This window comes from Colwellia asteriadis, from assembly GCF_039523295.1.
GTDB lineage: Bacteria > Pseudomonadota > Gammaproteobacteria > Enterobacterales > Alteromonadaceae > Colwellia > Colwellia asteriadis.
This window is the reverse complement of record NZ_BAAAFA010000014.1, coordinates 52,513-66,552: the sequence shown is the minus strand read 5'-3', so window position 1 is coordinate 66,552 and position 14,040 is coordinate 52,513. Positions and strand designations below refer to the sequence as shown.

At 37.9% G+C, this 14,040-nt stretch carries 12 protein-coding genes and 6 tRNA genes; 14 read left to right on the top strand and 4 right to left on the bottom strand.

Annotated elements, in window-relative coordinates:
• Positions 1 to 511: 511 nt before the first annotated feature.
• The 11 genes from csrA (at position 512) to ABD005_RS17250 (ending at position 7,498) form a co-directional block, all read left to right on the top strand.
• Complete coding sequence (csrA, locus tag ABD005_RS17300; protein ID WP_215980902.1) at positions 512 to 709, top strand: carbon storage regulator CsrA; 198 nt, start codon at positions 512 to 514, stop codon at positions 707 to 709.
• 213 nt (positions 710 to 922) lie between these two features.
• Positions 923 to 1,014, top strand: a tRNA-Ser gene (locus tag ABD005_RS17295).
• 81 nt (positions 1,015 to 1,095) lie between these two features.
• Positions 1,096 to 1,172, top strand: a tRNA-Arg gene (locus ABD005_RS17290).
• A gap of 174 nt (positions 1,173 to 1,346) precedes the next feature.
• Positions 1,347 to 1,423: transfer RNA gene (locus ABD005_RS17285), tRNA-Arg, on the top strand.
• A 444-nt stretch (positions 1,424 to 1,867) separates the two neighbouring features.
• A tRNA-Arg gene (locus tag ABD005_RS17280) sits at positions 1,868 to 1,944 on the top strand.
• A 114-nt stretch (positions 1,945 to 2,058) separates the two neighbouring features.
• Positions 2,059 to 2,150 (top strand) — tRNA-Ser (locus ABD005_RS17275).
• 304 nt (positions 2,151 to 2,454) lie between these two features.
• Positions 2,455 to 2,531: transfer RNA gene (locus ABD005_RS17270), tRNA-Arg, on the top strand.
• Between the two features lie 721 nt (positions 2,532 to 3,252).
• Entirely contained in the window at positions 3,253 to 3,564 is a 312-nt protein-coding gene (locus ABD005_RS17265) for an OadG family transporter subunit (protein WP_215980903.1), read from the top strand.
• Between the two features lie 9 nt (positions 3,565 to 3,573).
• Positions 3,574 to 5,361, top strand: coding sequence for a sodium-extruding oxaloacetate decarboxylase subunit alpha (oadA, locus tag ABD005_RS17260; protein WP_343818973.1), 1,788 nt, complete (start codon positions 3,574 to 3,576; stop codon positions 5,359 to 5,361).
• 8 nt (positions 5,362 to 5,369) lie between these two features.
• Complete coding sequence (locus ABD005_RS17255; RefSeq protein ID WP_215980905.1) at positions 5,370 to 6,500, top strand: sodium ion-translocating decarboxylase subunit beta; 1,131 nt, start codon at positions 5,370 to 5,372, stop codon at positions 6,498 to 6,500.
• A gap of 173 nt (positions 6,501 to 6,673) precedes the next feature.
• The gene (locus ABD005_RS17250) at positions 6,674 to 7,498 is read left to right on the top strand and encodes a M48 family metallopeptidase (protein ID WP_215981069.1); all 825 of its coding nucleotides are present in this window, start codon (positions 6,674 to 6,676) and stop codon (positions 7,496 to 7,498) included.
• Positions 7,499 to 7,606: 108 nt separating this feature from the next.
• Here ABD005_RS17250 and pdxH read toward each other — a convergent pair whose 3' ends face one another.
• Together pdxH and ABD005_RS17240 are read right to left on the bottom strand one after the other, a co-directional pair.
• Entirely contained in the window at positions 7,607 to 8,260 is a 654-nt protein-coding gene (gene pdxH, locus ABD005_RS17245; RefSeq protein WP_343818971.1) for a pyridoxamine 5'-phosphate oxidase, read from the bottom strand.
• 213 nt (positions 8,261 to 8,473) lie between these two features.
• Positions 8,474 to 8,689 (bottom strand): PA3496 family putative envelope integrity protein, encoded by a 216-nt coding sequence (locus ABD005_RS17240; protein ID WP_215980907.1) that lies wholly within the window; start codon positions 8,687 to 8,689, stop codon positions 8,474 to 8,476.
• Between the two features lie 351 nt (positions 8,690 to 9,040).
• Here ABD005_RS17240 and ABD005_RS17235 point away from each other — a divergent pair, with 351 nt between their 5' ends.
• Positions 9,041 to 11,239 (top strand): tRNA(Met) cytidine acetyltransferase TmcA domain-containing protein, encoded by a 2,199-nt coding sequence (locus ABD005_RS17235; RefSeq protein WP_343818969.1) that lies wholly within the window; start codon positions 9,041 to 9,043, stop codon positions 11,237 to 11,239.
• Between the two features lie 43 nt (positions 11,240 to 11,282).
• Here ABD005_RS17235 and ABD005_RS17230 read toward each other — a convergent pair whose 3' ends face one another.
• Both ABD005_RS17230 and ABD005_RS17225 read right to left on the bottom strand, forming a co-directional pair.
• A complete protein-coding gene (locus ABD005_RS17230) occupies positions 11,283 to 11,519 on the bottom strand; it encodes a hypothetical protein (protein ID WP_215980909.1) in 237 nt (78 codons plus the stop codon).
• 47 nt (positions 11,520 to 11,566) lie between these two features.
• Positions 11,567 to 11,764, bottom strand: coding sequence for a hypothetical protein (locus tag ABD005_RS17225; protein WP_343818967.1), 198 nt, complete (start codon positions 11,762 to 11,764; stop codon positions 11,567 to 11,569).
• Between the two features lie 239 nt (positions 11,765 to 12,003).
• Between ABD005_RS17225 and ABD005_RS17220 the strand changes: the two genes are divergently transcribed.
• Entirely contained in the window at positions 12,004 to 12,885 is an 882-nt protein-coding gene (locus tag ABD005_RS17220) for an ABC transporter ATP-binding protein (protein WP_343818966.1), read from the top strand.
• A 16-nt stretch (positions 12,886 to 12,901) separates the two neighbouring features.
• On the top strand, positions 12,902 to 13,951 hold the full coding sequence (locus tag ABD005_RS17215) for an ABC transporter permease (protein WP_343818964.1): 1,050 nt from the start codon (positions 12,902 to 12,904) through the stop codon (positions 13,949 to 13,951).
• Positions 13,952 to 14,040: the final 89 nt, after the last annotated feature.

The following is a 14,040-nucleotide window of genomic DNA, read 5'->3' as shown; positions in this document are numbered from 1 at the left end:
CTACTCTTATTTAAGCTTCCGACTCGCCGAGAAGATAGAAAATATCCCCGATGGGTTAAACCTAAACCATCCAAGTATCCCCATAAAAAGAAAAATGCCAGTCAGCTTAACTGACTGGCATTGAGCTTCGGCTTCTTTTTTTGGTTATAACGTTATAAAAAAGTTAATAGCCTATTTAAATTCTGTACGTTTTTTGTTCTGTACAAAAAAATACAATAAATAGACAAGAAATGACACAATCTTCGGCTAAATCACGGTATAAAACTATTCAAGAGTAGAGAAAAGTTGCTAAAATAACATTTCATTTATGAAACTACTAAATACAACAAGTAGTTCACGATGAAATTCAATTAAAAACGCTATCGGATATAGTTTTTTAATTGAATAGTGACTTTTGGGACTATTTTTACTATTACTTATAGTGAAGGACTAAAAGTAAACTAATTCTAATATATTACTAGCTTATATATATTTATTTAGTGATTCTCATTTCAATGAAAAGGAAGAAGCAATGCTTATACTAACAAGACGTGTCGGTGAAACTTTAATGATCGGTGATGAAGTTACCGTAACCGTATTAGGTGTTAAAGGTAACCAAGTAAGAATTGGCGTAAATGCCCCAAAAGAAATCTCAGTTCATCGTGAAGAAATTTATATGCGTATACAAGCTGAGAAAGGTGATAGCGAAGTTTCTGGTAATACAGCTTAAGAGCAATTGCTTTTATTGTTTTGGTCGAAATAATGTGACCTTAGCAGGTATAAAAAAACACCACACTTGTTGGTGTTTTTTTATACCTGAAATAGAGTTATTGTCTAAAAAATAACGTTGTTGATTGAATTGTCAACAAACAGCGAGAAAACAGCAAATTTATCTAAAAAATGTTTGACTTATTTTTAAGATCCATTATTATTCGCACCCATTGGAGAGGTGGCCGAGTGGCCGAAGGCGCTCCCCTGCTAAGGGAGTATCTGGTTTATCCCGGATCGAGGGTTCGAATCCCTCCCTCTCCGCCATTATTTTTATTTATTAATAATAATGGCTGCAAGTGAAAATTTGCTATCTTTAGACTAAGATATAAAACATAGTTCATGTGAGGACGCGTAGCTCAGCTGGATAGAGTACCTGGCTACGAACCAGGCGGTCGCAGGTTCGACTCCTGCCGCGTCCGCCACTTTACTTTAAGTGGTTAAATAATAAAGTGTAGCTAATGTTTAGGCTAGATAAAGAAATATTCATACCGCGAACATGTAGCTCAGCTGGATAGTTTATTCTGTTTAATTGGCTATGAACCTTGAATAGGGGAGTTCGTTATCTTTATTCTAAGATATAAAACATAGTTTACCGCGGACGCGTAGCTCAGCTGGATAGAGTACCTGGCTACGAACCAGGCGGTCGCAGGTTCGACTCCTGCCGCGTCCGCCACATCTCTTTGAGAATAAGTAAACCTAGTTTCGGCTAGGTTTTTTTATGTGAAAAAATCACTTGCTTTTCGGTGATTAAGTAGTCTCATAGTAAGAGTTATCTTCAAACTAAGATATAAAACATAGTTTACCGCGAACATGTAGCTCAGCTGGATAGTTTACTCTGTTTAATTGGCTACGAACCTTGAATAGGGGAGTTCGTTATCTTTATTCTAAGATATAAAACATAGTTTACCGCGGACGCGTAGCTCAGCTGGATAGTTTACTCTGTTTAATTGGCTACGAACCTTGAATGGGGGAGTTCGTTATCTTTATTCTAAGATATAAAACATAGTTTACCGCGGACGCTAGCTCAGCTGGATAGTTTACTCTGTTTAATTGGCTACGAACCTTGAATGGGGGAGTTCGTTATCTTTATTCTAAGATATAAAACATAGTTTACCGCGGACGCGTAGCTCAGCTGGATAGAGTACCTGGCTACGAACCAGGCGGTCGCAGGTTCGACTCCTGCCGCGTCCGCCACATCTCGTTAGAGAATTTACTATTTAGATAGTAAAGTGAAAATACTTAATAAGTATATTCATCATTGTTCAACCCGTAGTGATTAATCAGTATTGATTATTTATTACAACCTCAGGAGAGGTGGCCGAGTGGCCGAAGGCGCTCCCCTGCTAAGGGAGTATCTGGTTTATCCCGGATCGAGGGTTCGAATCCCTCCCTCTCCGCCATTCCCTTATGCTTATAATAAGTGTAGGTAAATGGCAGCGAAGCTCATTTTCTGGTATTCGTTATCTTTATTCTAAGATATAAAACATAGTTTACCGCGAACATGTAGCTCAGCTGGATAGTTTACTCTGTTTAATTGGCTACGAACCTTGAATGGGAAGTTCGTTATCTTTATTCTAAGATATAAAACATAGTTTACCGCGAACATGTAGCTCAGCTGGATAGTTTACTCTGTTTAATTGGCTACGAACCTTGAATGGGGAAGTTCGTTATCTTTATTCTAAGATATAAAACATAGTTTACCGCGGACGCGTAGCTCAGCTGGATAGAGTACCTGGCTACGAACCAGGCGGTCGCAGGTTCGACTCCTGCCGCGTCCGCCACATCTCTTAGAGAGTAAGATAACCTAGCTTCGGCTAGGTTTTTTTATGCCTGAAATTCATGTCTTATTGATTTCCTCATGTTATTGCCAAAAAAGTGCTTAATTATTAGCAGGCACAATACCCTTACTATCCATTTTGTATAAAGGGTTTTAGTATCATCGGCTAAAATTTTTTACTTGTCTTGATATTTGTTTAAAACAACATAGAAACCTTATGGTTTTAATAACTAACCCGAGCTCGGCTTAACAAATGTTTCTCTAGCAGCTATTTCTCCTAACTTCTTCGTTAAATTTACTTGCAATAGGCCAGTTATTGACGCGAAATTTGCCTTGATTTTCTGTCTACTGCTATAAAAATAAAGTTAATGAAACTTTCAAATATCTATCATTTTCTAGCTAATTTTTAATCACCAATGCACTGATTACTACGAGTTTCGTAGAAACAACAAGCAATATTTATTGAACAACTGAATAGGTAAATACTAGGGGTATATTGTATACCAAATTGTATTATTGTCTTTTTGCTCTCTAATTCAGTGGATGCATGATTGTATACAATTTACATTTTTTAGGTTTTTATGTGAATATTTATTGAAAACAAGTGAATATTTACGTTTTTACGACTTGACGAAAAACTATTTTTATGAAACTTGAACAAACTGTTTGCTTTTTAGCTATTGGAGTGATTATTCTAATTGCAATAAATTTGAACGAGAAAGAAAATGAATAACATGCAACAAGAGTTTTTAGAAGCGGGCACCCTAATGTTAGTTGGTATGGTCGTTGTTTTTGCTTTTTTAGGCCTATTAATTTTATTTGTTAATTTAGTGTTAGCTAAATTAGCTGTTCGCTTTCCCGATCCTGTTGCACCAAGTCGGGCTCCTTCAAATAAAAAAAATAATAAGAAAGCAGACGATGGTACCGCTTCTCCGGCGATTGTCGCTGCAATTAGCGGAGCTGTTAATCGATACCGAGCACAACACGGTCAATCAAGCGCTTCCGCGGATAACTCTTTACCTCAAAATAAGAATTAAGGGCATAACATGAGCAAGTCATTAGGTATTACCGAAGTCGTCTTAAGAGATGGACATCAGTCAATTTTAGCTACAAGGCTTCGTTTAGAAGATATGCTACCTATCGCAGCTACTTTAGACGAAGTAGGCTACTGGTCAGTTGAAACATGGGGCGGTGCAACATTCGACTCATGTATTCGTTACTTAGGTGAAGATCCTTGGCATAGAATTCGCGAATTAAAAAAAGCGATGCCAAATACTAAGCAACAAATGTTGTTCCGCGGTCAAAACATCCTAGGTTATCGTCATTATGCTGATGATGTTGTAGAAAAGTTTGTTGAACGTGCACATGTTAACGGTGTCGATGTTTTTAGAATCTTTGATGCCATGAATGATGTCAGAAACCTTCAAACATCAATCAAGGCCGCTGTAAAAGTAGGTGCGCATGCTCAAGGTACGTTAAGTTATACCGAAAGCCCTGTTCATACGCTTGAAGGCTGGCTTACAATGGCAAAACAGCTGGAAGATATGGGCGCGCATTCGTTATGTATTAAAGATATGTCGGGTTTGTTGAAACCTTATGATGCACAAGAACTTATTTCACGTCTTAAAGATACGGTCGCTTTACCTATTGCATTACATTGTCACGCTACTACTGGTTTAAGTGTTGCCACGCAAATGAAAGCAATTGACAGCAACGTTGACGTTATTGATACCTCTATTTCGTCAATGAGTATGACTTACGGGCATTCACCTACAGAAACTATTGCATCTATTGTTGAAGGTACGCCACGTGCTACCGGTTTGAATATTGAAAAAATGGCTGAGGTTGCTGCGTACTTCCGTGATGTTAGAGAAAAATATGCTGAGTTTGAAGGCAGTTTAAAGGGTGTTGATGCACGTATTTTAACTGCACAAGTACCAGGTGGCATGTTAACTAACATGGAAAACCAGCTGAAAGAACAGGGTGCAGCTGATAAGTTTGATGAAGTATTAACTGAAATTCCTCGTGTACGTAAAGATTTAGGCTATATTCCTTTAGTAACACCTACTTCGCAAATTGTTGGTACACAGGCTGTATTGAATGTATTAACAGGTGAGCGTTATAAATCAATTACTAAAGAAACTACTGGAGTGTTAAAGGGCGAATATGGTGCAACTGCTGCGCCAGTGAATGCTGAGCTGCAAGCACGTGTTTTAGGTGGTGTGGAGCCAATTACCTGTCGTCCAGCTGATTTATTAACACCTGAAGTCGATAAACTATCTGATGAGCTGCAATCACTTGCCAAAGAGAAGAATATTACCTTGGCTGAGGAAGTGATTGATGATGTGCTTACCTATGCACTATTCCCTCAAATTGGCTTGAAGTTTTTAGAAAATCGCAATAATCCTGCGGCATTTGAGCCTATTCCAACAAAAGCGGCACCAGCGGGCAGCTCTGTTAAAGCGGCAACACAGTCTACAACGAATACTTCGACTGAAAACTATGCGGTGAGCGTTGACGGTAAAGTTTATGATGTTGTTGTTGCACCAGGTGGCTCAATTGAGTCTGTAACTCAACCAGCAGGTGATGATGCTATTAAACAATCGGCATCTATTTCAGCGGAAGAAACGTTAAATGCGCCATTAGCGGGTAATATATTTAAAGTGCTGGTAAATGAAGGTGACTCAGTCACAGCAGGTGATGTTGTTATTATTATGGAAGCCATGAAAATGGAAACAGAGATCCGTGCAGTAAACTCAGGCACAATCACTAGCCTTCATACTAGAGAAGGCGACTCAGTTTCTGTTGGCGATGCCTTGCTTAGCTTTTCGTAGGGGTTATCATGGAATCTTTATCTAAATTATGGCTATCAACAGGCTTAGCTAACTTTGAGCTTGGCCAAGTCATTATGATGTTAGTTGGCTGTGGTTTACTCTATCTTGCTATTGCACGTAGTTTTGAACCATTGTTATTATTGCCAATGGGTTTTGGAGCAATTCTAACTAATATACCCGTAGCAGGGTTGTCAGAAGTTGGCGGCTTACTGCACTATATTTATTATGCAGGTATTGATACTGGCATTTTCCCTTTGCTTATTTTTATGGGTGTAGGGGCAATGACTGATTTTGGAGCGCTGATTGCTAACCCTAAAATGTTACTGCTTGGGGCGGCAGCGCAATTTGGTATATTTGCCACGTTATTTGGTGCTATTGCGTTAAACTTTATTCCTGGGATTGAGTTTACATTAAAAGATGCCTCTGCCATTGCTATTATTGGTGGTGCAGATGGTCCTACCGCGATTTTCTTAGCCTCTAAGTTGGCACCTGAACTTCTTGGTGCAATAGCGGTAGCTGCTTATTCTTATATGGCTCTAGTACCTATCATTCAACCACCGATAATGCGTGCATTAACAACGGTAGAAGAACGAAAAATTGAAATGGCGCAATTACGCCATGTTACTAAAGTGGAAAAGGTTATTTTCCCTTTAGGTTTAGTGCTTATGGCTATTTTGTTTTTACCCGCAGCAGCGCCGCTCGTAGGGATGTTTTGTTTAGGTAACTTAATGAAAGAGTCTGGTGTGGTTGATCGTTTAAGCTCTACAGCACAAAATGAATTAATTAATATTGTAACGATATTTTTAGGTTTAGGTGTAGGTTCAAAGTTAAGTGCTGATGCATTTTTAAATGTTGAAACACTTGGAATTCTTGCGTTAGGTGCTGTTGCATTCTCAATTGGTACAGCGTCAGGTGTATTGATGGCCAAAGGCATGAATAAGTTTAGTAAAGCACCTATTAACCCATTAATTGGTGCTGCGGGTGTGTCAGCTGTACCTATGGCAGCGCGTGTTTCTAATAAAATAGGCTTGGAAGCTAATCCTCATAATTTCTTGTTAATGCATGCAATGGGTCCAAATGTCGCTGGTGTAATTGGCTCAGCAGTAGCCGCTGGTATTTTATTAGCCTTAGTTGGTTAAGTTAGCCGTTAGCTTGATATGAAAAATAGTTTATATTGATTCAATATTGGGTTAGTTAAACAAAATGAACACATTAAAAATGGTGGGCTTTGCTCACCATTTTTTATTTTTAGTGTAAAAATTAAAATAAACAACATAAAATAGGCGTTCTGTTTATCTCTGCGAGCTTTATGATGAAACCACTATTTACTACACTTACTTTTCTCACCGCCTTAGTGCTATTAAGTGCTTGTTCAACTTCAACAACGGGTCGTAAACAAGTTATGCTTTTTTCCGACAATGAATTGAACCAAATGGGGGCTGCTTCATTTGAAGATATGAAAAAAAATACGCCAATTAGTCGTGATAAAAACGTTAATGCCTTTGTGCAGTGTGTTGCTGATGCTATTACGGCTAATGTACCTAAATCTGCTCATAATGGTGCATGGGAAGTGGTCGTTTTTGATTCAAAGCAAGTGAATGCGTTCGCATTACCAGGCGGTAAAATTGGTGTTTATACTGGCATCCTCAATGTCACAGAAGATCAGCACCAGCTTGCAGCTATTATGGGGCATGAAGTAGGCCATGTCATTGAACATCACTCTAATGAACGTTTATCTGCGGGCAAGTTATCTAATATCGGTATGGCTGTTACTACTATTGCTGTTGGCGCTAGTGATTTAGAAAATAAAGGTTTATGGATGGCTGGGTTAGGTGTTGGGGTACAATATGGTCTTATCATGCCTTATAGCCGTTCACATGAAAGTGAGGCTGATATTGTTGGGCAAGACTTAATGGCACGCTCTGGCTTTAACCCGCAAGCGAGTATCAAACTTTGGCAAAATATGGATAAGTTAAGTAATGGCGCTGCGCCAGCAGAGTTTATGTCAACTCACCCATCAAACCAAACGCGTATTAAGCAATTAAGCCAACACTTACCAACGGCAATGACTTATTATAAAGCGAATAGTAATCCAAGTTGTCAAAAGCCTGCGGTAATACCAACACCGAGTACGTAGGGTGTTATTGTATATTTTGTATCGTCAGTAACCAAAAAGCCTAACAAGTTGTTAGGCTTTTTGGTTTTTATGTGTGTTGTGTTTGTGTGTTAACTTAAGGAAATATTGTTAAGGGTGAAGTTTGTAGTTATTCCAGCCACTCTCGATTTTGTCAAAACAAATACGATCATGTAATCGACTAGCGCGTCCTTGCCAAAACTCTATATGATGAGGTTTAATGCGCCAGCCTCCCCAAAAGTCAGGATGGGGGACTTCGCCTGTTGGAAATTTTTCTTGAAAGTGAGCCATTCTCTCTTTTAATTCATCGTTTGATTTTAGTTGCTGACTTTGTTTAGACGCCCAAGCACCGATTTGGCTGCCACGATCTCTACTATGAAAGTAATCAGCTGATTGCTGTGGAGATACTTTTTCAACAGTCCCTTCAATACGTACTTGGCGTTGCAATACATTCCAATGAAAGAGTAAGGCGACTTTTCCATTTTCAACTAACTCTTGGCTTTTACGGCTGCCGTAATTTGTGTAGAAAATAAAGCCTTCTTCGTCGAAGTCTTTAAGTAACACCATACGTGAGCTAGGTTGTCCGCTGCTATCACAAGTACTAACAGACATCGCTTCAGGAAGTAGGATCCCAGACTGACTTGCTTCTTCAAACCATTGTTTAAATAGTGCGTGGGGTGTAGCGTTTGGAGGTACTTCAGCTAAAGGCAAAGCAACACCTTGGCCGAAGGTAAATAAACAACGAAGTTTTTCTAATAAAGTCATAGTATTAAATATTAGGGCGTAAAGTCATTCTATTTTATGCCTTAACATTTGGAATGCAATACTCTATAGCGTTTAACCGCCCATTTTATTGAGCAGTTAAACGAGAATTAGTATAAAGAATAGGTTTTTAACTAGACCGACTGTTCAGTGTTGAACTTTTCGAGATTTAGCCTAGTTTAGGGGGGTTATAAGGGGGAAATAATTAAGTAGTGTTTACCAGTCCTCACTATCATCAAGCAATTCTTTTAGACGTTTTTTTTCCATTAATTCGTCAATACGCTTACGCGCTAATAAGTTTTTTTGTGCTTGTTCTTGAGCTTTTTTGTTGGCTAATGTGTCAGCGTCATCCTTATCTGAAGCATTATCATCATCGTCTAAATCATCCGGATCAATATCATCAATAAAGTCATTGTTTATATCATTTACCATCGTATTTACCTGTAAAAAAAATCTGGCTAATAATATCTATAAAATAGGTAACAAGCATGACATTTTCAATAGTTTTATAAATTTAATTGTAAAAAATAGAAAAAAAGTACCGTTTTTTTTGTGTTTGAATAAAAGTTAGGCTGTCTCGCTTTTATAACATTTACAAGTGAATAAAAGCTATGCAGTAAACATTATATGATTGGTTTTATGCTATTTAAATTTGGCTAGAACGCCAGTGTTTGAGTGTTTAATGGAGTGTTTAATGATATTGGCTTAGCTTAACGGTCTTGTTAGACTGTAGCCAACCGATAGTTGCCATGCCCTATTTTGTGATCAGGCCTTACCGATATTATGCTAAATGAAACCTTTACCGCATGGTTTAATGCGTTAGTTACTGATGCTACCTTGAAAAGAGAGCGCCGTCTTGTGGTGTTATCAGGGGATGAGCTTTGGGCTAAATCATTACTGGATAACCTACCTTTTTTTCAGCGACCTCTTTCTTTGCAAAAATCTTGTTTAATTTATGGCGATAGCACAATTTTTAAGGCGAATGTTCAGGCCAAACGTTATCAAGCTAAACTTGGTAGTGAGAGTGAGCTTATTATTTTTGCGGATAGTCACTTTACCATTGACGCGTTAGCGGCATTATCAGGCACTTTAAAAGCAGGTGGTGTTTTATTTATTATTACACCAATGCTACAAGAGCAGCTTAAATTAAGCCATTTTTTGCAGCGTTTTTTCTCTTTGGTTAATAACAGTCATTTTATTATTAGTCAGGATGATGTTCGTTTTCAGGATATATTAACTATGCCAGCTACAGCGAATGACTATCGAAAAGAAGAAACTCAATCTCTAAATGATATGAGCTCCCCCTATGCGACTGCTGAGCAAAAGCTAGCGGTTATCGCCATTAAAAAAGTGCTTACGGGACACCGAAAACGTCCGCTAGTGTTAACCGCAGATCGCGGCCGTGGTAAATCATCCGCCTTGGCTATCGCTTGTGCAGAACTGTTGCTGAATAATAACGTAGCGAATAATAAAGCTCAGCCACTAAGTATTATTATTAGTGCGCCAAGTTTAGCATCGGTTTCAGTATTTTTTGAGCAACTAAATAAAAGCTTGCCCAATGCAAAAGCCTTTAAACAAAAAATAATACATGAACAGGGAAGCATTGAGTTTATCGCGATAGATCAATTACTCGCAAAACAGCCCACCGCAAGTTTAGTGTTAGTTGATGAAGCCGCAGCATTTCCAGTGTACTTACTGGAGCAACTAGTTAGGCGTTATCACCGTATGGTTTTTGCTAGTACCGTTCATGGTTATGAAGGTGCGGGGCGAGGTTTTACCTTAAAGTTTCAAAAAATTCTTACGGAGCTTTGTCCTAATTGGCGTACATTGCATATTAACGAACCCATTCGCTGGCAGCAAAACGACCCATTAGAGCAGCTTATTTTTAACGGCTGTTTACTCAATAGTGAATTACCGCTGCTTGATAATACTAAGTCTACTATTTTAAAAGCATCGTTAATGGTAGAGAGGGTGAGTGTTGCCGAGCTATTAGCGAATGAGCGGCTATTAGCCGATGCTTTTTCAATATTAGTGACTGCTCATTATCAAACTAAACCCAGTGATCTTAAGTTATTACTGGATAATAAAAATGTGCAACTACAGTGCTTATTTAGAAAAGGCAATCAAGAAAAGCAATTGCTGGGCGTCGCTTTGTTAATACAAGAAGGCTGGTGGGATAGTGCAGAGGATATTAATGCTGCAGATATTTCTGCTGTTGCAGCGTCACAAAAGCGCTTAAGTAATCACTTTATCCCGCAGTCGTTATTTGTACATTGCGGTATTGAAAATGCTTTTAGTTATCGATATTTACGAATTATGCGTATTGCAATACACCCAAGTATGCAACAACAAGGGCTAGGCTCTTTTTTTATTGAACAAATTAATCATCATGCTAGCTTACAATCGGTTGATTTTACGGGCGCTAGTTTTGGCTCTAATGTTGAGTTACTTTCTTATTGGTTTAAAGCAGGTTTTTCTACCGCGCGTTTAGGCTTTACGCAAGATAAAGCAAGCGGTGAGCATTCAGCATTACTACTAAAAGGTATATCACCCAAAGCGATTGCTCAACTAACGGCACTTAGTAATAGTTTTTATCGTAGTTTTGACTATTTACTATTAGATGAATATAAAGGTTTGCCAACTGCACTGGTAGCGCAATTACTATCACAACAAACGCTTGCTCAATTAGCTCCTCTTGAGAAAAGTGATTTAAATAATGTTAACGCTTTTGCCACAGGGCAGCGTGTTTATAGTAGTTGTGTATTTAGCTTATACCTTTGGTTTAAACATGAATTAATTAATCAGCGTGAATTATTAACTCATGTTGCCAATCAAAAGATGTTATTGGTTTTAACGAGTCGTTTAATACAAAAGCATAGTGAAGCTGATGTGTGCCTGTACTATGATTTTACAGGTAAAAAAATGCTTAATAATACAATTAAAACCTATGTTACTCAGCTACTTTCTGCCACTAAAGGTTGATAGCTAAAGCGTTAAATTGAACGTATTGAGCGTTACGTTTGTTTTATAAACTCAACCCTGGCGATTTTCTTATGGCATACCAACGCCAATAGCGCTGCATAGCGAGGTAATCACAGCGTTTATCTCCACAAAAACAAATATCATCGTGATTAAGTAGTGTACTTAAATAAAAGCTAATGGTTTGTGCTAAACCATTACTTGGGTGGCTTTTGTAAGTGGCAATCAGTACAGTTAACCAAGTTTCTATGCGTAAAAACTCTTTCGATGGCGTTGTTTTCATGTGTATTTCCTTGTGAAGTTTATCTGTTATTACCTACTAACTACTTTTTAGTCATGGTTTGTTGTTACAGATTCAAGTAATGCATGCCACAGTACTGCTTTTGCACTAGAGTTTAACGACTTACAGTCACCACAATGCAGTAAGCCTGAATTAAGTAAATTAGCCAAAACACTGCTTGAAAGCTCTACTTGAGATTTGCCCTTATTGTCGGCATTGACTACTGGTTCAAATCGCGTTGTCATCATAATTATCACCTCTGCTATTCGTTTGCATCGTGCACTCAACGTTAATGAAGCCCGTTAATGCAAATAAAATATAATCTAATAAATTATATGTTGCAAATGATAATTATTATCATTTAATTGTTTTTAGCAAAGACACTGAAAATACAGTATATTTAGTTTTCTTAAATTTTTTGTTTGAGTATTACTTTTGATAATTTGGTAAATACTCACAATGATCATTGATACAAATAGGTAATTAAATGAGCGCAGCCATTAGTGTGCAATCGCTAACTAAGCAATATAAAGCCGTATGTGCAGTTAATAATGTGAGCTTTGAGGTAACTCAAGGACATTGTTTTGGATTGCTTGGGCCGAATGGTGCAGGAAAAACCACGACTATTGAAATTATGGAAGGCATTATTGCAGCTACTTCTGGGCAAGTACTTTATCAAGGTGAGGTTGTTGATCAGCATACCGCCCAAAAAATTGGCATTCAATTTCAAAATACTGCACTACAGGACTTTCTTACGGTAAAAGAAACCTTAAATTTATTTGCCTCTTTTTACGAACATACTATCGCGCAGCCTATATTGATTGAACTGTGTGACTTGGCTGACTTTTTAGATAGAGACAATCGTTTATTATCTGGCGGGCAACGGCAACGCTTGTTGCTTGCTTTAGCATTAATTAACGATCCGCAAATTATTTTTCTAGATGAGCCTACTACAGGGTTAGACCCTCATGCACGGCGAAAATTTTGGCAACTCATTAAAAATATCAAATCACAGAATAAAACAATTGTACTAACCACACATTACATGGATGAAGCAGAGCAACTTTGTGACGATATTGTCATTATGAATCAAGGTGAAATTATTGAATCGGGTACACCTCATCAATTATTAACTAAGCACTTTCATGAAGTGTTTATTTATTTGCCTAAAGCACAAGTTAGCGATGAGTTATTGCAAAAATATCAGTGGCGTGTGGTATCTGAACGAGTTGAAATAACCACTGATAATGTTGAAAAAACATTAACGTTGCTAATGGCTGAAAGTGTTTCACTTGAAGGGTTACATGTAAAGTCAGCCAATTTAGATGATTTGTTTTTAAAGCTAACAGGTCATTCTCTGCAAGCTTAATATGTTAAGGAATATTATGAATTTTAAGCGTTTTATGGCAGTGTTTAAGGCACGAAATATTGAGTTTTTTCGTGATAAATCGTCATTAGGGTGGAACCTGTTTTTTCCGGTGTTATTACTGGTCGGCTTTTCGTTTATTTTTTCAGGTGATGGTCGCCCAGCCTATAAAGTTGGGGTATTAGTAGCCGCACCAGATACCTCATTAAGCCATGCCCAAAAGCAAGAGTCAGTAGCAAAGCTAGAGCATTCATTTATAAATACGCGCTTTATTGACTTCATTCAGTACGACGACCAAGCACAAGCAACTGCAAAATTGAGTCGTCATAATATTGATCTTTTAGTCGATTTCGCAAAGCAGCGTTATTGGGTTAATGATGAGTCATCGAATAGCTATTTAGTTGAACAAATATTTTTAGGTCATCAACAAGGTTTTACTCGTTTGCAAAGCACCGGAAAAAGTATCCGTTATGTCGATTGGGTATTACCAGGTATCTTGGGGATGAATATGATGTTTAGCTGTTTGTTTGGTGTTGGCTATGTCATTGTTCGATATAGAAAAAATTCTGTATTGAAGCGTCTTAAAGCAACGCCACTTTCGGCGCTTGAATTTGTTAGTGCTCAGCTATTGTCACGCTTATTTATTGTGATGTTTATGTCGAGCGTTGTTTATGCGGGTTGCAATGTGTTTTTTGACTTTTTTATGTTGGGCAGTTATTTCGATTTAATTATTATTGGGGCATTAGGGGCTTTTTGTTTAATTAGTTTAGGGCTACTAGTCGCAAGTCGCAGTAAAAGTGAAGAGCTCATTGGTGGCTTGTTGAATTTAACCTCATGGCCGATGATGATGTTATCTGGGGTGTGGTTCAGCTTAGAAGGAGCGCCAGAAGGGTTAAAAACCTTAGCCGATTTTTTACCGTTGACCCACTTAGTTGCTGGCGCAAGAGCTATTATTACAGAAGGTGCGTCACTTGCTGATATTAGTTACCATGTAAATATATTAGTAATAATGAGTGTAACCTTTTTATTATTAGGTGCTTATCTTTTTAGTTGGAATACTGAACGTTAATTTTTTATAGTTATTAGTTCACGTTTAGCTGAGCTAATAAACGAAATAATCAATTAAACAAAATAACAAACAGCCAAAAGGAGAATGAG

What these genes read in the sequence shown, in the direction of transcription:
- csrA (WP_215980902.1), top strand. Translation starts at nt 512, where the DNA reads ATGCTTATACTAACAAGACGTGTCGGTGAAACTTTAATGATCGGTGAT.
- ABD005_RS17265 (WP_215980903.1), top strand. Translation starts at nt 3,253, where the DNA reads ATGAATAACATGCAACAAGAGTTTTTAGAAGCGGGCACCCTAATGTTA.
- oadA (WP_343818973.1), top strand. Translation starts at nt 3,574, where the DNA reads ATGAGCAAGTCATTAGGTATTACCGAAGTCGTCTTAAGAGATGGACAT.
- ABD005_RS17255 (WP_215980905.1), top strand. Translation starts at nt 5,370, where the DNA reads ATGGAATCTTTATCTAAATTATGGCTATCAACAGGCTTAGCTAACTTT.
- ABD005_RS17250 (WP_215981069.1), top strand. Translation starts at nt 6,674, where the DNA reads ATGAAACCACTATTTACTACACTTACTTTTCTCACCGCCTTAGTGCTA.
- pdxH (WP_343818971.1), bottom strand. Translation starts at nt 8,260, where the DNA reads ATGACTTTATTAGAAAAACTTCGTTGTTTATTTACCTTCGGCCAAGGT.
- ABD005_RS17240 (WP_215980907.1), bottom strand. Translation starts at nt 8,689, where the DNA reads ATGGTAAATGATATAAACAATGACTTTATTGATGATATTGATCCGGAT.
- ABD005_RS17235 (WP_343818969.1), top strand. Translation starts at nt 9,041, where the DNA reads ATGCTAAATGAAACCTTTACCGCATGGTTTAATGCGTTAGTTACTGAT.
- ABD005_RS17230 (WP_215980909.1), bottom strand. Translation starts at nt 11,519, where the DNA reads ATGAAAACAACGCCATCGAAAGAGTTTTTACGCATAGAAACTTGGTTA.
- ABD005_RS17225 (WP_343818967.1), bottom strand. Translation starts at nt 11,764, where the DNA reads ATGATGACAACGCGATTTGAACCAGTAGTCAATGCCGACAATAAGGGC.
- ABD005_RS17220 (WP_343818966.1), top strand. Translation starts at nt 12,004, where the DNA reads ATGAGCGCAGCCATTAGTGTGCAATCGCTAACTAAGCAATATAAAGCC.
- ABD005_RS17215 (WP_343818964.1), top strand. Translation starts at nt 12,902, where the DNA reads ATGAATTTTAAGCGTTTTATGGCAGTGTTTAAGGCACGAAATATTGAG.